We start from the raw sequence: 17,835 nt of genomic DNA on the forward strand, positions 1-17,835 counted from the left end.
AATGTATTGTAATTAATATGAAATGGTATGAGCATAATATCGTAAGCAATGAGCCAAACTTGATATTAATTAAGTAGTGCGATCGCTCTTGCCCAGCCCAGAAAATATTAAAATGTAAAAATTTCAACCACAATGACTTTATGAGTAAATTCTTACCTGCATTTGGGCAAGTTCTGCGATATCTCCGTACCTTGTTGGTATTATGCTCGTTACTGCTTCTTGCTTTGTCATTGCCTGCACAAGCTGCTACTCGCATTAATCCACAACTAGAAGAACAAATTTTACAAGTTATCCGCCAGCACCCAGAAGTCATTATCGAATCTGTTCAGGCTTATCAACAGCAACAAGCACAGAAAGTACAAAAAGAACGGCAAGCATTTTTAGAGGATTTAAAAACCAATCCTCAAGCAGTAATTGCTGATTCTCCCACAACTGGAGCCAGTAACTCAAAAACTCTATTGATAGAGTTTTCTGACTTTCAATGTCCCTACTGTGCTGAAGCTCATCAAACTTTAAAAAAACTGTTAGCAAAGCATCAAAAAGATGTCAAGCTTGTTTATAAACATTTTCCTTTAACTCCAATACATGCCGAAGCAATGCCAGCGGCCACAGCAGCTTGGGCAGCACAACAACAGGGCAAGTTTTGGGAATATCATGATGCGTTATTTACTAATCAAAACAAATTAGGTGAATCTTTATATGTAAATATCGCTAAAAAATTGAATTTAGATTTAGCAAAATTTCAAACAGATAGGCGTATTGCTAATACTGCGATCGCTCAAGACCTACAATTAGCTGAAAAATTAGGTCTTTCTGGTACACCATCTTTTATTATTAACAGCGAAACTTTTTCTGGTGCTATACAACTATCTGACTTAGAGGATATTTTAGCGCGTGCTAATAATTATTGATGATGGAGTAAGCGATCGCGGTCATCGTAAAAACATCTTTAACCCCGCTTTTAAAGTTGCAGGGGTTGCTTATGGAAGCCATGCCAAATACCGAACAATGTGCGTGATTGATTATGCAGGTGGCTATCAGGAAAAATCCAGTTAATTTTATTGATAGTTGATTGTTAGTAGTTGGTCGGTTAAAAACTTTCCAGAGTTAGTATAGCAGTTTGCAGTTGGGTGCAGTACAAGATAAAAAACTCTTCCCCTGCATCCACAAACAGTGTGATTTCACCAAAACCTCAATCCGGAAAGTTTCTCTTATTCTGTGGATCTCAAAATATTATTGACGCATCACCGCCAAGTTTTGAGGTAATTAATGCATCGGCTGCTGTCTTGGATATTTACTCCTATTTCTCTCATCTCTGGCTGTACTGTAAATCCAGTATTACAACCTTATTCTGTAGCTACTGAGACACCTGTAGCAACTTCTGATCCCCAAATACAGGCAGATTATCTCTCGCGACTGGAACAACAAGTAATTGTGGAAATGAATCAAGCGAGGACAGATCCCCAAAGTTATGTTGCTGTACTCGAAGAGTATAAAAGTCGCTTTGTGGGTAATCAAGTCCGAATTTCTCACAATGTCTATTTACAAACTCAAGAAGGTGTGGCGGCTGTTGATGAAGCGATCGCCTACCTCAAATCAGTCATTCCTGTGGGTGCTTTGAGGCCATCTCAGGGTATGTCTTTGGCAGCAAAAGACCATGTCAAAGATCAAGGTTCCACAGGTGCAACAGGTCATGATGGGAGTGATGGTAGCGATCCCTTCACGCGCCTGAGTCGCTACGGAACTTGGCAAAGTACTGCTGCTGAAAACATTAGTTATGGTTCGCACACAGCCCAAGATATTGTTATGCAGCTAATTATCGATGATGGAGTGGGCGATCGCGGCCATCGCCACAATATTTTTAGCCCAGCTTTTAAAGTTACAGGGGTAGCTTTTGGTATTCACCCCACTTACAGGCAGATGTGCGTTATTAATTATGCAGGAGGATATATAGAATCGGTCTGAGGAGTTGAAGATGCGATCGCTAAGTTCAACTGGTTTACTGGCAGTCATTACAATTTCAGTTGTAGGCTGTAGTTCTGTCACACCAAATCAATCTGACTCGAATTCATCATCTAAAACTTCATCTGTTGTTACTCAACTGGTTCCTACTCAAACAAATAAGACTCAACTGGTTCCTACTCAAATAAATAAGACTCGATTGGTTCCTACGGTACTGATCCCCACCGTTAAAATTCCAGAAGTTACAGTTCCTACTGTCAAAGTTCAGGCAAATGACGAATTAATGATTCTGACTTTATCGGCTGATGTTTTGTTTGATTTTGACAAAGACAACATTCGCCCAGATGCAGCTCAAGCATTAACACAAGTTGCTCAAGTTCTTAGTAAACGCTACCCCAATAATCCTGTAAAAATCTATGGACACACGGATGCCTTGGGTAATGATGACTATAATCAAAATTTGTCTGAGCGTCGAGCTGATGCAGTGAAGCGCTGGCTGAGTGAAAAGCATGAAATAGCAGCAACGCGGATGACCATAAAAGGTTATGGGGAGTCTCAACCAGTTGCCCCTAATACTAAAGCTGATGGTACAGATGATCCAGCAGGACGCCAGCAGAACCGTCGAGTTGAAATTGTCATTCAAAAGTAAGGCTAAGTAATCATGAGCGATCGCTCTTATTTGCAAAATTCCCCAGCTATACCTCTCAATGTCTACATTCAAGGTGAAGGCTTCCCCATTCTTTGTTTACACGGTCATCCTGGTTCTGGTTCTAGTCTTTGTGTTTTCACCGATCACCTCTCCAAACGCTTCAAAACTTTTGCCCCCGATTTACGTGGCTATGGCAAAAGTCGGTTTAATGACAATTTTGATATGAGTGACCATTTAAATGACTTAGAGAGCCTTATAGACAGTTTTCAGATAAAAAAATGTCTGATATTAGGGTGGTCTTTGGGTGGCATTTTAGCGATGGAATTGGCACTGCGGCTACCTGAACGTGTCACGGGGTTGATTTTGGTAGCAACTGCTGCAAGACCAAGAGGAAACCATCCACCTATAACTTGGGAGGATAATCTCTACACTGGAGTTGCTTCTGTTTTGAACTTGATTAAGCCAGGTTGGCAGTGGAATATTGAGACATTTGGCAAGCGATCGCTATTTCGCTACCTGATCCAACAACATACTGCCACTACCTATAACTACATAGCCAGGGATGCTGTGTCAGCTTATTTACAAACTTCAGCGACTGCAACTCGGGCTCTCTACACGGCAATCAAAGCAGGTTACAATCGCCTTGCTGACCTTGAACAAATCCAATGTCCTGCTTTAGTACTAGCAGGTTCTCAAGACTACCACATCACACCCGACTCTAGTATAGAAACAGCCCGACACCTGAAAAATTGCCAGTGGCAGTGCTATGCAAACACTGCTCACCTTTTCCCATGGGAAATTCCCGATCAGGTATTGAGTGATATAGATAGTTGGTTGGAAGGGCATCCAGAAATAGTCAATAGTCAATAGTTATTACAATGGTCAATGGTCAATGGTCATTTGTAAGAACTCTGGACAATTGACAATTGACTCTTGACCAGCCTTGTAATTACATTTGACCGCTAAAGGCAGGCTGTACTTTGCGGTCAATCCGTTCCCCCAGGTCTTCAGCAATTGTCAAGACATCTGGTTTGCAGCGTTTTACATTCACGATGATTCCTTGGGCCCCTTCTTGTTCCAAATCTTCTACGTAGCCTTTAATAGCGGCCTTTGCTTCTGCTGAGTTGAGAAATGGACCAAAGTAGTATGTACATTTGGGATTCTGTGTTGCAATTTCAACCCACCAAGCCAATCCCAAAGTCTGAAATGTATTAATCAAAAATTCCCTAGATTGTTCCCAAATAGTTTTCATGGTCTTTGCCAGTTTTTTTAACGTTGTATTGGGTTGTAAACGTTTGCTGCTGTTTTGTGGTTTTACATTTCTTTTTACTTCTTTATACTCTGTTACTATTGTTTTTCCAAGTAGTTTTTTGTAGTTTATCGAAATGTAGCGTATTTTTTTCCCAGCGTCGACGATAAATTTCATACAATGCCATCCCCGCAGCAACGGAGGCATTGAGGCTAGGAGTCTTACCCTGTAAGGGAATTGATACTAAGACATCACAACAACGTTGTGTCAACAAACTTAGACCTTCTCCTTCAGATCCCACTACTAAAACGATCGCACCATTAAAATCTACTGTGTTTATTGGTTCACTACCTTCACAAGCAGTACCGTAAATCCAGAAACCTGCTGCTTTCAATTCTTCCAAAGCGCGATGCAGATTCACTACTCTGGCAACTGGAAAGTGTTCTAAAGCACCTGCTGCTACTTTCATCACTGTAGAAGTGATCCCAGAAGCCCGCCGTTGGGGGATAATCAACCCTTGAGCACCAATCGCTTCTGCTGTACGAATAATTGCTCCTAAGTTATGGGGATCAGTGATCCCATCAGCAGCAACAATGACTGGATTGGTTACAGATTTGCTGTTTTCGATCAACTCGTGTAATTCGATGTAGGCATAGGGAGCAATTTGTGCTGCTACACCTTGATGATTACCACCTTCAGTAATTTGATCTAAGCGCTTGGGTTCTACCTCATCAATGATCGTGCCATTGTCCTTGGCTTGTAAAATCAGAGAGTGAAAACGGGGATCATAGCGTAGGCGAGAAGTAATCCAAATACGATTCAGCAGGCGCTGACTTTCCAAGGCACTCAAGACTGGATAGCGACCATAAATCAAATCGCTATCTTGAGTTGGTTTGTGCTGGTTTTGTCCATCCACCTTTTTCATCGGAGGACGAAAAGAAGGAGAAACGACTCGCTTGCCCTTAAGTTTTAGGGTTTGCCCACGATTCTTTTCACCAGAAGTAATAATTTTTTTTGTGTTGTTTGCCATGAGATTTTGAGGTTATACGTAGGATCGGGCATCCAATAAATAGAAGGCACAAGGAAGTAAGATTATTTTCATGTGTTCTGGTGACAAATTATTCGTCATCACAGCTACTAAAAAAATTAATCATATTTAGGTTTTTGGTATCTTGTTGTTAGGCTTTGTCTGTGACAGTATTTTCGTTGTCCATAAGCTGTCAGAGTCGGATTCAACTCATAACTTCACCACCATAGTTTACCGAACACAAAATAAGCAATTGTCCTGTCATGAGACAATTTTGTCATTACTTTTCTAATTGCAGCCTTTGTAATAGTTCAGCTAAGCGTGGCTGATCAGTAAGATATAGATAGCCGATTAAAGTTTCTAAGCTAGTTGCTTGTTGATATATTTCGGGATCTAATCGTTTGGGACGTCCTGTGGTGGCGTTACGGCCTCTTCGGACTATTTCTAACTCGCTGTGTCGCAGATGAGGAGTAAGTGATCGCAAGTGTAGCGCCTGCGTTTCTGCCCTTACTTGCGCCACTACCAGACGATGATAACTTTCGCTTCGCTGCGGCGGCAGCAGATAATACATCCTAACATAAAGTTCATACACTGCATCTCCTAAATATGCTAAAGCAGCAGGAGAAAGTTGTCGTAGTTGTGCTTGGTCAATTTGCTGCTGAGACAAATTTTCTATGGTTGCCTGCATAAACTGCCAACAAGATGAATCTAACACGTTAGTTTCACCTTGTTCATTCAATAAAATTTCCTCCTTAGATTTCACAAGCGATGATTCCTTGCAGACTATATTGGGGAGGTGGGAAATGGTGCATTTTTTCTGAGCGTTGGCTCTGTTGCAGTTCTGACAAGCATTATCCAGGCTAGAAAATTTGTTATCCAACTATAGTTAGTTAGTTACTAACCTTTTGTTAACTATTGTAAACAATCAAGTAACGCTAAGGGCGTCATTCGATTTTGGATTTTGGATTAGTTCTACTTATGGAATTTAGGGGCTTGTACACTGCTCGGCATGATTGAGCAATTAGAGTTTGTTAGGCAGATTAGTGTTCTCCCTTCAGACCAGCTTTATTTAAGATTAGAATGAACTTTGAAATTGTGAAGCACCATTATCTCATTCTTCATAGTTTTTTTGGGATTGTCTTCTCGAAAAGTCAACAGTTAAAATCCTGTTGGGTAAAATCCAAAATTGGTATATTTCGGGCAAAAATTAAGCTATCCAGATAAAAACATCGGATAGCTAATTTTATTGGCACAGTCAAGCAGTCAAGAAGGCTTTTTGAGGTTTTCTAAAGCTGCATCGACTGATGTCTGCAACATTAAAAACTTCTCCAAACGGACAAGCTTGACTGTTTGAGTTACGCGGGCATTAGTGACAATTTGCAAAGTACCTTCAGCATTTTGTGCCTGCTTGGCTAGCTGTACCAAAGCACCCAAGCCGGAGCTATCAACAAAGTCGATTTGCGAGAGATCCAAAATAATGTGCTTGGGGCCCTCGTCAATCTTGCTTCCTAATACTTTGCGAAACGTCGGTTCCGAAAACGCGTCTAACAAACCTGTGAGGCGGAATAGCTGACAGTTATCCCGGACTTCACGAGTACCTCTCAGGCTAACGGTTAGGTTCAGTGGCTCAGCAATAATTCCCTCCTCATATTTATGTTGAACGCTCAAGTATAGATGGTTTTGGTAGATGTTGTCTACATTGGGGATTGGGTATCAGTTATCAGTTATTCAGTTATCAGTTATCAGTTTCCTTTGCCTGTTCACTGAGTTACTGTTGGCTGTCTCCAGTTCCCAATCTCGCGCTTTCTCCATTTTTACTTTATTTTTACCTCATTAGAGCTGTTTGGTGTTTGGCGAGCTGCGCGCATTGCCTGTACAAAATTCTCAAACAGGTAATCAGCGTCGTGAGGACCAGGAGAAGCCTCTGGGTGGTACTGCACAGAAAATACAGGTAAATTCTTGTGACGTACTCCAGCAACAGTGCGATCATTCAAGTTCAGGTGGCTGATTTCTACTACTGCTTCTGGTAGGGTGTCTGGGTTAATAGCAAAACTGTGGTTTTGACTGGTGATTTCCACCCGCTTTTGTAAACCTGCTGGTTGATTTAAGCCACGATGCCCAAATTTAAGTTTATAGGTTTCTGCCCCCAAAGCATGACCCAAAATTTGATGTCCCATGCAAATGCCAAACATTGGTTTTTGAGCCGACAGTAAAGCCTTAGCAGTCTCAATACCTTCGGTGACAGCCGCCGGATCACCAGGGCCATTAGAGAGAAAAATTCCATCTGGATTGTATTTGAGAATTTCTTCTTTGGGGGTGTGGGCTGGAACAACAATAACCCGGCATCCATAACTCGCTAAGCGGCGTAAAATATTGCGTTTGATGCCAAAGTCTAGGGCTACAACTGTCAAGGTTTCATCAGAATTAGCTTTTGCTTCTGGGTTAAATTCCCAAACAGGATCAGTAGTTTCTGACCATTCATAGGCTGTTTGGGTAGTCACTTCACGCACAAGATTTAATCCACTCATGGCAGGAGCTGCTAATACCCGTTCTAGCAGTTCTGCTTCGTCCAAAATTTCTGTAGAAATCCCACCATTCATAGCCCCATAGATGCGAATTTTGCGGGTCAAGGCACGGGTATCTATGCCGTAAATGCCAGGTATTTGGTACTGTTTGAGGTAGTCTGGTAACGATTGCGAAGAGCGCCAGTTACTAGGTCGGGTACAAATATTGCGTGCGATCGCTCCTCGCACTTGGGGTCGATTTGATTCTTCATCCTCTGGATTCACACCTGTGTTTCCCAGTTCTGGATAAGTAAAAACTACTATCTGACCACAATAACTAGGGTCAGTCAGGACTTCTTGATATCCAGTCATACCAGTGTTAAATACCACTTCCCCGATCGCAGTGCCTGTAGCACCAAAAGACCAACCGCGATAAGTGGTTCCATCGGCAAGGACAAGTAAGGCAGGTATTGCTTCAAACAGAGCCATAGATTATATAAGTCAAAAAAATAGGAATAGGGGATTGGGGATCGGTGAGACAAGGGAGACAAGGGAGAAAACCAGCAAGCAACAACCAACAATCAACTACTAACCACTAATGTACAGACGCGAGGAACATCGCGTCTGTACCCATCAACAATCAACAATCAACAATCAACAATCAACAATCAACAATCAACAATCAACTACTATCCTGTCCACTGCGAAGGATCATTATCCCATAAATTTAGATTTGTCTATTTTATATATGACGTTACCAGATAATTAAGAATTGTAATTCATAGCTTTATTACCAGTATTTTCATTAGAGTTCCCATGAGAAAAATTTTAGGTTAATCTTCTGACAGCCTTTTTCCTTTTGCTTTCTACTAGTTCACCAAATTGATTTTGATACGTGAGCCAGATCCCCGACTTTTTTGAAAAGTAGGGGATCTGACGCCTCACTAAAGAGTCAAAACTTATTTGGTCGAGTACTGTACTACTTTATTTGAATTGCTTTGTCTGCTTGCATTACAATAGCAAAAGATAGAAATGCTCTCGAATGTTTATCGGCTACGGCATTATATAAAGATATAGTGTCTACTTTATCCAGCCGGATACAGGCACTATTCCAAATATCGTGGGTGTAGGGGAAGGTATGCGTTCTAAACAATTATGCTTCAGTCTTTTTTATCCCAGGCTACGCTAATATTTCTTTCCACCACACTGGCGATTTTTGCTGTTGCCTGTCGTGAAGACAAACAGGCTGTTGTGAATCATGAGCAACAACCAAAGGCAACACAAAAGAGTGCGATCGCTTCTGGTGAGAACACGCCATTACCAACAATAAGTCCACAACCACAGCAATACCAAGCTTCTGAAATTCAACCCAGTACATTTGAACTGGGACTAGATAAAGCAGCTAGTGCTGATGCAATTAGTCAATCTGCTCAATCAACAGAAGATTGGAATTTAGTAGTCACTCAGTATCAAGATGCGATCGCGTTGATGAAGCAAGTAGATCGGCAAAGTCCCTACTTTCCCAGCGCTCAAGATAATATCATTCAATATCAACGCCGCATCAAATACGCCCAGCAGCAAGCTTACTCTCGCAAGGAACCACCGCCACAAGTAGTAACACAGGTACAAGCTTCTAAAGCACAACCTTCTAAAATAGTGCTTGTGGTTCCTCAACCCTCTACCAAACCAGCGATTGTACCAAAAACCCAACAACCAACAACCACCAACTACCAACCACCAAATAACAACCAACAACAGGTATTTGCAGCACCCACTACACAGCAGCGCCATGAACCTGTGGTGTTTGTCGCCCCTATTAAACGACGAATAGGGGGTACGCCCATTATTGATGTTACCTTTAATGGCAATCAGCAATTTGAGATGATTTTGGATACGGGAGCAAGTGGTACAGTCATCACCCAGGGTATGGCAACTGCCCTGGGGATAGTGCCTTTTGGGAAAGCAAAAGCAAATACTGCCAGTGCGAAAGCAGTGGAATTTCCTATTGGTTACGTAAATTCAATAGAAGTTGCTGGAGTAACAGTCAACAAAATTCCAGTAGCGATCGCTGGCGCAGAACTAGAAACAGGACTTTTGGGACACGATTTTTTTGGTGACTACGAGATCACAATCAAGCGTGATGTTGTAGAATTTCGCCCACCCTCCTACTCTGGGCAACTCAATCCTCCAGAAACTGGACTAACTGTTCCAACTTCGTCCAAGCCGCACCACTCTGGAGAATCTCCCTAGCCAATTGCACGCCTTGAGCGTGATCCAACAGTGGTACTGCCTCACCCACTTGCAGTGCTAACGCCGCATTTAGGATCACTACATCCTGTTGTGCTTGTGTCCCTTTACCTTGCAACACCGCCTTCAGGATTTCGGCATTCTCTTCGACATCACCACCTACGAGCGCTGTTAGGGGAGCAGTAGTTATACCTAAATTTACAGGATTTAGCGTAGTTAATGTTACTTCATCTTTTGACAGCACAGCCAAATCAGTAACATCGCCCAAACCTGCTTCATCTAATTTTTCTCGTCCGTGCAGCACGATCGCTTTTTGTGTACCCAGTTGCTGTAAGGCTTGAGCAATTGTTGCTAATAATTTAGGATCAAATACACCAATCACTTGCCCTGTGGGACGTAAAGGATTGACTAACGGCCCGAGTAAATTAAATACAGTCCGCACCTTGAGACTCCGCCGCAACGAAGCAACCGCCTTGAGGGCTGGATGCCAACCAGGAGCAAATAAAAAAGTGATCCCCACTTCTTTGAGTGCTGCTTCTACCTTCTCACTATCACAGCTAAGATTTATACCTAAAGCTTCTAATACATCCGCGCTACCAACACGACTAGATGCCGAACGATTACCATGTTTGGCAACAGGTATACCACCAGCAGCAGCAACAAAAGCAACTGCTGTAGAGATATTAAATGTTGATGCTCCATCTCCTCCAGTACCGCAGGTGTCGATCAGGGGAGTTGAGGAGATGGGGGGAGTGTGAGGAGATAACGAAGAAAGATTACTTCCTTGTCCCCCTTGTCCCTGTGTCCCCTTGTCCCCGTGTCCTCCTAGAGACTGAGCTTGCAACACTCCAGCCATACCCGCTAGTTCCTCAGCAGATACACCCTTGCAATGCAGTGCAGCTAAAATAGCTCCCGATAATTCTGGGGGGATAGCCTCACTTAGCCATCCTTGCATCAATTTTTCTGCTTGAGTGCGAGATAAGGACTGACGTTCTAGTAGTTGTTGGAGTAGGTTAGACCAAATCGCAGAAGATTCTTGTACAGGCTGCGACGAATGGTTCATATACAAGTTTATTTAATCAAAATTAAGTCACCATAAATCAAATTAACTCGAAAAGGTACTTATTAGTTAGTGGTTGGTTGTTGATTGTTGGTTGTTGATTGTTGGTTGTTGATTGTTGGTTGTTGATTGTTGGTTGTTGATTGTTGGTTGTTGATTGTTGGTTGTTGATTGTTGGTTGTTGATTGTTGGTTGTTGATTGTTGGTTGTTGATTGTTGGTTGTACCAGACGTGCCATGGCACGTCTGTACATTGGTTAGTGGTTGGTTGTTCAAATCTAGATTGTTTTCCTGTCAATTTCCTTACCTTAATACCAGAATTACCGTAAATTTACTATGGCAATCATAGAGTTAAATAAATTACAAAAATTCCAGGGAAGGCTGATTCACTAGACCTTTATGTGATTTATTACACAAAAAATTATAAAAAACTTTATCCCTTCCGACTTGAAAGTGGGTGTGGAGGTGTAAGGGTGTGGGATGTATCTTTCTTCGCGAATAAATCATTACAGGTAGGTAAAAATGTTCCCTGAAAAGCTGCAAGATGACATTGCTCACAGCAAAAGCGCAGAAGATAACGTGCTAGTAACAGCGATGCCAAGAGTTGAAGAACCGCTGTACGTACTGGCAGATACAGCACCTGTAATGATTTGGATTGCTGGGTGTAACGCAGTTTGTAATTACTTTAACCCTGCTTGGCTAGAATTTACTGGTCGATCGCACTTGGCGGAAGTAGGCACAGGTTGGTTGGAAGGGGTACATCCTGAAGATAGACAGCAGTGTCAGGCTCAGTATATTTCAGCTTTGAAGAGACACAAAAAGTTTCACAGACAGTATCGCCTACGTCGTACTGATGGGGAATATCGCTGGATTTTAGATACTATTACATCACGATTTACAGCAAATGGCAGCTTTGTTGGTTACATAGGCTATTGTGTAGATATTACTGATGTAACAGTAAAAAAGTTTTCTTTAATAGAGAGTGAAACCAGACTGCGGCTAGCATTAGATGCAGCAGAAATAGGAGTTTGGGATTGGAATTTTAAAACCAAGCAGGTTAGTTGCTCTGAGCAAGTAGAGCAGATTTTGGGCTGGACTCCCAATTATTCACCTACAAACTACAAAGCTTTTCTCAATTACGTTTACAAGAGCGATCGCTCAATTGTCAGCCGGGCAATTCGGAATACTTTACACTCAAAAACTAGCTATGATGCTGATTTCCGGGTGCGGCAAGATGGTAGTGTGCGCTGGCTCAGAGGCAAAGGAGATGTTTTACGGGATCATACCGGGCAAGTAACCCGGATGATGGGTACACTCTTAGACATCACCGAGCGTAAACTAGCAGAACTAGCTGTGGAAGAAGCCAAACAACAGCTAGAAACTCGCGTTGAAGAACGGACAGCAGAATTAATCCGCATTAGTAAAGCCATTGAAAGTACTAGTGATGCGATCGCGATTGCTGATATCACAGGTAAACCGATTTATCACAACCAAGCTTTTATTGATTTATTCGGGTACAGCGTTGAGGATATGCAAGCTGTTGGAGGGCGTAGCGCTATCTATGTCAATGTAACAGAAGCAGAAACTATTTTCACTACGATTCAAACAGGCAAGTCTTGGAGTGGTGTGCTGACGATGAAAAATCGCAGTGGTAAATTAATCCAAATCGACCTGCGTGCTGATGCTATCAAAGACACCAACGGCAAAATTATTGGTTTAATTGGTATCCATACTGATATTAGCGATCGCAGACAGGCAGAAGAAGCTTTGCAAGCCAGCTATAGTCTTTTACATTCTGTCATTGATAGTACTTTAGATGTGATTTTTGCCAAAGATTTAGAGGGACGCCATGTGATGGTTAACTCTAGTTTTGCAAATTTTTTGAAAAAACCAATCAAGGAAATTATAGGTAAGAAAGACACTGACTTCTTTCCAGCAGATATTGCTGCTGAGTTTCGAGAAGCAGACAACAGAATCATCAATACTGGTATTTCTGATACACGTGAAGAATATATACCCGATAACGGAGTTGTACGCACTTATTTATCAACCAAAAGTCCTTGGCGGGATGCTCAAGGTAACATTATCGGCGTAATTGGCATAGCCCGTGATATTACAGAACGTAAAAGTGCCGAAGCAGCCTTACGTGAAAGCGAAGCCCAATATCGCCGCTTAATTGAGACAGCAGCAGAGGGTATATGGATACTGGACACAGAAGGTAAGACGAGTTTTGTCAATCTTAAAATGGCCCAAATGCTTGGGTACACAGTAGAGGAAATGATTGGGATGCCTTTGTTTGCCTTTATGGATGCAGAAGGGCAAGCGATCGCCACTGAACAATTAGAACGTCGTCGACATGGCATTGCTGAACAACATGATTTTAAATTCCGCCGCAAGGACGGTTCTGAAGTCTGGGCAATGATTGCGACTAATCCGATCCGTGATGCTGCTGGGCAATATGTTGGCACTTTAGGGATGCTCACAGATATTACTGATCGTAAACTTGCCGAAGAAGCTTTGCAAAAAAGCGAGGCTAGAAATGGCGCCATGCTCAACGCGATTCCAGATTTAATGTTTCGCTCCAACAGAGAAGGCATTTATCTAGATTACGTAGCAGCAAAAGACGCAAAATTAGCAGCACCTGCCAGTGAAATCATCGGTAAATCGATCCATGATCTCTTACCGCCCAACTTGGCACAGCAGGCGATGTACTACACCGAACAAGCTCTTACCCAGTGCAGTATCCAGATTTTTGAGTACCAGCTGCCAATAGAAGGAGAACTACACGACTATGAAGCACGGATAGTACCAAGCGGTGAGGATGAAATTTTAGCTATTGTCCGCGAGATTAGCGATCGCAAAAAAGCCGAAGCAGCTTTGCAAGCACTTGTTGCTGGTACTGCTTCTGTAACGGGTGAAGAATTTTTTCCTGTTCTGGTACGTCATTTAGCAGCTGCATTAGGGGTTCGGTATGCGATGGTGGCCGAAAAAATTGGCACAGAATATACTAAAGCCCGGGTTTTAGCATTCTGGATAGACGACAACCTCAAAGAAAATTTTGAGTTTGATTTAGCTCATACTCCTTGCGAAATTGTGATTCAGGAGGGTTTTGCTTACTATCCCTGTGGATTACAGCAACTTTTTCCTCTTAACCAAGACATAGCAGCTATGCAGGCAGAAAGCTACTTGGGAGCAGCATTTCTCGATTCCTCTGGAGTAGTGATCGGTCACATTGCTGTTTTTGATACAAAGCCGCTACTAGCAGAGGAACGGGCTAAAGCAATTCTGAGTATTTTTGCTGCCCGTGCCACAGCGGAACTACAACGCCAGCGTACAGAAGACGCATTGCGGCAATCGGAACGCCAGTTTCGTGAACTGGCTTCCAAAGAAACACTGCTGAATCGTCTTGCCAGTCAGATTCGGGGTTCTTTGGATATTAATCAAATTCTGGAAAATGCCGTCACAGAAGTTCGTAATTTATTACAGCTTGATATGTGTATTTTCAGCTGGTATCGTGCTGAAGCCCAACCGCCCTACTGGGAAAATGTTCAAGAAGCAAGAAATCCTGCTATACCAAGTTTGCTAAATTTACGATCTACTACAGAAGAAGTAGGGCCAATCGCCGAAAAAGTCTTGCAAAAAGCAATCATCAGATTTGATGATGTCGAAGCAATATCCGATCCTGTATCGCGACAGTTTTTTCTGAGTTTGGGCTTCAAAGCCGCACTCATCCTACCAGTTCATACTCAATCTGGTGAAATTGGGGGTTTATCTTGCAACCAGTTCATTAATCGTCGCGCTTGGCTAGATAGTGAAGTAGAATTATTACTCGCAGTTACAGATCAAATTGCCATAGCAATTGATCAAGCAGAACTCTACAAACAAAGCCGGATTGCCGCTCAAACTGCCCAAGAAAAAGCGCAACAATTAGAAGAAACTTTACAGGAACTGCAAGCAACCCAAGCACAGTTAGTCCAAACTGAAAAAATGTCGAGTTTGGGACAGTTGGTTGCTGGTATTGCCCATGAAATTAATAATCCAGTGAACTTTATTCACGGAAACATCACTCACGCTAGTAGCTATGCCCAAGACTTGCTGCATCTGGTGGAACTTTACCAACAGCACTATCCTCAACCAGTAGCAGAAATTGCAGAGGAAATCGAAGCGATCGATCTAGAGTTTCTCTGTCAAGATTTGCCTAAACTGTTGGCTTCAATGAAAATTGGTACTGATCGCATTCGTCAGATTGTTCTGTCTTTACGTAATTTTTCCCGCTTGGATGAGGCAGAGATGAAAGCGGTTGATATCCATGAAGGTATTGATAGTACTTTGCTGTTGTTACAACATCGCCTGAAAGCAAAACCGGATCATCCAGAAATTCAGGTTATTAAGGAATACTCCAATCTGCCACTGGTAGATTGTTATCCAGGACAACTCAATCAAGTGTTTATGAATCTGTTAGCAAATGCGATCGATGCTTTGGAAGAGGGACGACTTGGAGGACAAGGAGGACAAAGAAGGATTTCTCCCTTAGCTCCCTTATTTTTTCCTGATCATCAATCCCAAATTCCTACGATTCGCATCCGCACCGAAATTAAAGATGGTTTGGTGTTAGTTTGTATAGCCGATAACGGAACAGGAATGACGGAAGAAGTACGGCAAAAACTATTTGATCCCTTCTTCACGACTAAACCCGTAGGTAAAGGTACGGGCATGGGTTTGTCAATTAGCTACAAAATTATTGTGGAAAAGCATCAAGGAAAAATTAGGTGTATTTCAGCACCAGGACAAGGTACTGAGTTCATTGTTGCGATTCCCCAGCAGCAGCCAGAATCTTAAATAAACTTGTTATAACTCGTCCCAATCTAAAGTACTGGTCTAATAGCGAAAGCTCACTCGAGTGAACTGATAGTGATTTTTACTGCTTGGTAAGTATTATATTTTTCTCTAGGGGATTAATACTGTACGTAAACCAGTGCAGCTTTTTACGTAAATTTAATTAAAGCTTAGTCAAAAATTAACTTAGAGGCTGCTAACCTATTACTAATTCACTTTTTGCTGCAACATTTGAACCCTCTAAAACCTGTGACTTACAGGATTTGGAGGGATTCTTTTTTGAAGGATGAAGGGTGAAGGTCCTTCATACTTCATACTTTTTTGCTAAGCTAGCGTAAAGCTGATGGATTGCGATCGCCAAGTGTCACCTAAGGAAAACCATTCTGTTTTAGAAATAGCGCATTCTTATTTGCTCAACTCAGTTGCAGTCAAAGCTAACGAGATAGACAGCAACCCGGATACACTGATGCAGGCACTGCAAGGACTCAGAGATTTAGGCTTGCTGGCGTTACGTGTTCCCCACAATTGGGGTGGCAAAGAAGTTAGTGAAGAAACTTTTAGTGATTTTCAAGAACTGGTAGCACGGTATTCTGGTGCTTTAGCTTTTTTGCAAACTCAACACCAAAGCGCTGCTGCAATGCTAGCTGCTAGTAGTAATTCTGTTCTCAAGCAGGAGTATTTACCACGTATAGGTAAAGGTGAACTTTTAGTCGGTGTCGGCTTTTCGCAGTTACGCCGGGGAGGTGAACCGCTAACGCTAGCTAAACTCGTTCCAGGAGGGTATCAATTAGATGGAGTCGTACCTTGGGTAACTGGATGGGGAATGTTTGATGATTTTATTGTTGCTGCTACCCTTCCCGATGGACGTGCTGTTTTCGGCGTAGTTCCTTTTCAAGATACCTACCAAAACTCAACAAGCAAGATTACATTTACCTCCCCAACTGAACTAGCAGCAATGACATCAACCAATACCGTCACAGCCAACTTAAATAGCTACTTTCTACCTCAAGAGCGCGTAGTTTCCATTAAACCAGTCGGATGGATTCATGAAAACGATAAAAATAACGTCCTTCGTGCCACCTTTTTAGCTACAGGTTGCGCCTTCGCTGGTTTAGATATTATAGAATCTGCCCTAAAGACAAAATCATTGCCTGCGATCGCTAATGCTTTGACAGCTTTCCAACAAGAACTCAACCACTGTCGCACTGCCATTCGTCGCTTACAGAAAAATACTCATGCTCAATTGTTAGAAAAGCTACAACTTAGATCCTGGGCAATTGATTTAGCAACACGCATTGCTCATGCAGCCGTCACTGTTTCTAGTGGTGCTGCCAATTATTTACATCATCCTGCACAGCGCGTTTATAGAGAAGCACTGGTATTTACCGTCACCGGACAGACAAGCGCTGTGATGGAGGCGACGCTGGAGAGGTTGAGTCGGAGGTGGGGAAGTGATGAGTGTGTAGACGCGCCTTCTTCGGCTTCCCGCAGGGTGGAGTGTGAGGAGTGGGGTGGACAAAGGGGAGAAAATTCTTTTTTATGTTCTCCATCAAAAACTATTACCTATTCACGAGTCATCCATCTGAGTCATGTTATAGATACCAACATTCCCCAATGGCAGGGTGATCCTGCGGTGGAGTTTGAGACTGTCGCAGAAATAGAAAAAGACGGCTATTATCTCCGACGCTTCTGTTTAGGTGAACACAGCGCTACTCATGTTAATGCCCCAAAAAGTTTTTATAATTCTGGTGCTGGCATTGATCAATACCCTGCAAAATCACTAATTATACCTGCGGTGGTAATTAACATCCAACAGCAAGTAGCAATTAACCCAGACTATAGCCTCACTGTTGCTGATATTCTGGTGTGGGAGAAGCAACACGGTGAAATTTCGCCTGGAAATTTGGTGTTATTGTACACAGGCTGGCAAGAAAAATGGTGCGATCGCACTGCCTTCATGAATCAGGATGCTCAAGGAAACATGCATTTTCCTGGATTCGGCAGCGATGCAACGGAGTTTCTATTGAATGAGCGTCAAATTGCCGGAGTTGGAATTGATACTCATGGCGTAGACTCTGGACAAGACACAAATTTTACAACCAACAATCTTGTATTAGCAAAACCACGTATTGTCTTAGAAAATCTCACCAATTTAGATCAACTACCACCCAAGGGTACAACTCTCGTGATTGGAATTTTGAGATTACGAGATGGTTCCGGTTCTCCTGCTGGGGTGATGGCGTTGATTTAGGAGTGGAAAACGAACTCGCACAAAACAAAATTAAATCCTTAGTGTCTTAGT

The 17,835-nt window shown here is 42.4% G+C and carries 15 protein-coding genes and 1 pseudogene; 9 read left to right on the top strand and 7 right to left on the bottom strand.

Annotated elements, in window-relative coordinates; translation table 11 throughout:
• The first annotated feature begins 140 nt into the window (after nt 1-140).
• The 5 genes and pseudogenes from UYI_RS0111690 (at nt 141) to UYI_RS0111705 (ending at nt 3,481) form a co-directional block, all read left to right on the top strand.
• The gene (locus tag UYI_RS0111690; RefSeq protein WP_016866850.1) at nt 141-911 is read left to right on the top strand and encodes a DsbA family protein; all 771 of its coding nucleotides are present in this window, start codon (nt 141-143) and stop codon (nt 909-911) included.
• Nucleotides 901-1,056: pseudogene (locus UYI_RS34780) on the top strand (CAP domain-containing protein); the annotation flags it as partial. The gene UYI_RS0111690 and the pseudogene UYI_RS34780, both read left to right, overlap by 11 nt.
• 213 nt (nt 1,057-1,269) lie before the next feature.
• Complete coding sequence (locus tag UYI_RS0111695; protein WP_016866851.1) at nt 1,270-1,965, top strand: CAP domain-containing protein; 696 nt, start codon at nt 1,270-1,272, stop codon at nt 1,963-1,965.
• Nucleotides 1,966-1,975: 10 nt separating this feature from the next.
• Nucleotides 1,976-2,611 carry an OmpA family protein gene (locus UYI_RS0111700; protein WP_016866852.1) on the top strand — a complete coding sequence of 212 codons (636 nt, stop codon included), beginning with the start codon at nt 1,976-1,978 and terminating at the stop codon, nt 2,609-2,611.
• Between the two features lie 12 nt (nt 2,612-2,623).
• Nucleotides 2,624-3,481 (top strand): alpha/beta fold hydrolase, encoded by an 858-nt coding sequence (locus UYI_RS0111705; protein ID WP_016866853.1) that lies wholly within the window; start codon nt 2,624-2,626, stop codon nt 3,479-3,481.
• Between the two features lie 79 nt (nt 3,482-3,560).
• Here the strand turns inward: UYI_RS0111705 and UYI_RS0111710 are convergent, their stop codons facing one another.
• The 5 genes from UYI_RS0111710 to carA form a co-directional block, all read right to left on the bottom strand.
• The gene (locus UYI_RS0111710) at nt 3,561-3,863 is read right to left on the bottom strand and encodes a DUF1816 domain-containing protein (protein WP_016866854.1); all 303 of its coding nucleotides are present in this window, start codon (nt 3,861-3,863) and stop codon (nt 3,561-3,563) included.
• An 82-nt stretch (nt 3,864-3,945) separates the two neighbouring features.
• Entirely contained in the window at nt 3,946-4,890 is a 945-nt protein-coding gene (gene rlmB / locus UYI_RS0111715; protein ID WP_016866855.1) for a 23S rRNA (guanosine(2251)-2'-O)-methyltransferase RlmB, read from the bottom strand.
• Nucleotides 4,891-5,167: 277 nt separating this feature from the next.
• A complete protein-coding gene (locus UYI_RS0111720) occupies nt 5,168-5,650 on the bottom strand; it encodes a Mini-ribonuclease 3 (RefSeq protein ID WP_016866856.1) in 483 nt (160 codons plus the stop codon).
• Between the two features lie 500 nt (nt 5,651-6,150).
• Entirely contained in the window at nt 6,151-6,555 is a 405-nt protein-coding gene (locus UYI_RS0111725; protein WP_016866857.1) for an STAS domain-containing protein, read from the bottom strand.
• 146 nt (nt 6,556-6,701) lie between these two features.
• The gene (gene carA / locus UYI_RS0111730) at nt 6,702-7,880 is read right to left on the bottom strand and encodes a glutamine-hydrolyzing carbamoyl-phosphate synthase small subunit (RefSeq protein ID WP_016866858.1); all 1,179 of its coding nucleotides are present in this window, start codon (nt 7,878-7,880) and stop codon (nt 6,702-6,704) included.
• 109 nt (nt 7,881-7,989) lie between these two features.
• Between carA and UYI_RS36760 the strand changes: the two genes are divergently transcribed.
• Both UYI_RS36760 and UYI_RS0111735 read left to right on the top strand, forming a co-directional pair.
• On the top strand, nt 7,990-8,160 hold the full coding sequence (locus UYI_RS36760; protein ID WP_157226329.1) for a hypothetical protein: 171 nt from the start codon (nt 7,990-7,992) through the stop codon (nt 8,158-8,160).
• Between the two features lie 386 nt (nt 8,161-8,546).
• Nucleotides 8,547-9,641, top strand: coding sequence for a retropepsin-like aspartic protease family protein (locus UYI_RS0111735; RefSeq protein WP_016866859.1), 1,095 nt, complete (start codon nt 8,547-8,549; stop codon nt 9,639-9,641).
• On the opposite strand, the gene trpD is transcribed toward UYI_RS0111735, so the two are convergent.
• Together trpD and UYI_RS32440 are read right to left on the bottom strand one after the other, a co-directional pair.
• The gene (gene trpD / locus UYI_RS0111740; RefSeq protein WP_016866860.1) at nt 9,571-10,701 is read right to left on the bottom strand and encodes an anthranilate phosphoribosyltransferase; all 1,131 of its coding nucleotides are present in this window, start codon (nt 10,699-10,701) and stop codon (nt 9,571-9,573) included. The genes UYI_RS0111735 and trpD overlap by 71 nt on opposite strands.
• Nucleotides 10,702-10,738: 37 nt before the next feature.
• Nucleotides 10,739-10,951: a hypothetical protein gene (locus UYI_RS32440; protein WP_016866861.1), complete on the bottom strand. Its 213-nt coding sequence runs from the start codon at nt 10,949-10,951 to the stop codon at nt 10,739-10,741.
• 268 nt (nt 10,952-11,219) lie between these two features.
• On the opposite strand from UYI_RS32440, the gene UYI_RS0111750 reads away from it, so the two are divergent.
• Together UYI_RS0111750 and UYI_RS0111755 are read left to right on the top strand one after the other, a co-directional pair.
• Nucleotides 11,220-15,536 carry a PAS domain S-box protein gene (locus UYI_RS0111750; RefSeq protein ID WP_016866862.1) on the top strand — a complete coding sequence of 1,439 codons (4,317 nt, stop codon included), beginning with the start codon at nt 11,220-11,222 and terminating at the stop codon, nt 15,534-15,536.
• Nucleotides 15,537-15,876: 340 nt separating this feature from the next.
• Nucleotides 15,877-17,784: a cyclase family protein gene (locus UYI_RS0111755; protein ID WP_016866863.1), complete on the top strand. Its 1,908-nt coding sequence runs from the start codon at nt 15,877-15,879 to the stop codon at nt 17,782-17,784.
• Nucleotides 17,785-17,835: the final 51 nt, after the last annotated feature.

This window comes from Fischerella muscicola PCC 7414 (assembly GCF_000317205.1).
Classification (GTDB): Bacteria; Cyanobacteriota; Cyanobacteriia; order Cyanobacteriales; family Nostocaceae; genus Fischerella; species Fischerella muscicola.

Coding starts and splice junctions, on each gene's coding strand:
- UYI_RS36760 (WP_157226329.1), top strand. CDS start 7,990: ATGTACAGACGCGAGGAACATCGCGTCTGTACCCATCAACAATCAACA.
- UYI_RS0111690 (WP_016866850.1), top strand. CDS start 141: ATGAGTAAATTCTTACCTGCATTTGGGCAAGTTCTGCGATATCTCCGT.
- UYI_RS0111735 (WP_016866859.1), top strand. CDS start 8,547: ATGCTTCAGTCTTTTTTATCCCAGGCTACGCTAATATTTCTTTCCACC.
- UYI_RS0111705 (WP_016866853.1), top strand. CDS start 2,624: ATGAGCGATCGCTCTTATTTGCAAAATTCCCCAGCTATACCTCTCAAT.
- trpD (WP_016866860.1), bottom strand. CDS start 10,701: ATGAACCATTCGTCGCAGCCTGTACAAGAATCTTCTGCGATTTGGTCT.
- rlmB (WP_016866855.1), bottom strand. CDS start 4,890: ATGGCAAACAACACAAAAAAAATTATTACTTCTGGTGAAAAGAATCGT.
- UYI_RS0111695 (WP_016866851.1), top strand. CDS start 1,270: ATGCATCGGCTGCTGTCTTGGATATTTACTCCTATTTCTCTCATCTCT.
- UYI_RS32440 (WP_016866861.1), bottom strand. CDS start 10,951: ATGTACAGACGTGCCATGGCACGTCTGGTACAACCAACAATCAACAAC.
- UYI_RS0111710 (WP_016866854.1), bottom strand. CDS start 3,863: ATGAAAACTATTTGGGAACAATCTAGGGAATTTTTGATTAATACATTT.
- UYI_RS0111755 (WP_016866863.1), top strand. CDS start 15,877: ATGGATTGCGATCGCCAAGTGTCACCTAAGGAAAACCATTCTGTTTTA.
- UYI_RS0111750 (WP_016866862.1), top strand. CDS start 11,220: ATGTTCCCTGAAAAGCTGCAAGATGACATTGCTCACAGCAAAAGCGCA.
- UYI_RS0111700 (WP_016866852.1), top strand. CDS start 1,976: ATGCGATCGCTAAGTTCAACTGGTTTACTGGCAGTCATTACAATTTCA.
- carA (WP_016866858.1), bottom strand. CDS start 7,880: ATGGCTCTGTTTGAAGCAATACCTGCCTTACTTGTCCTTGCCGATGGA.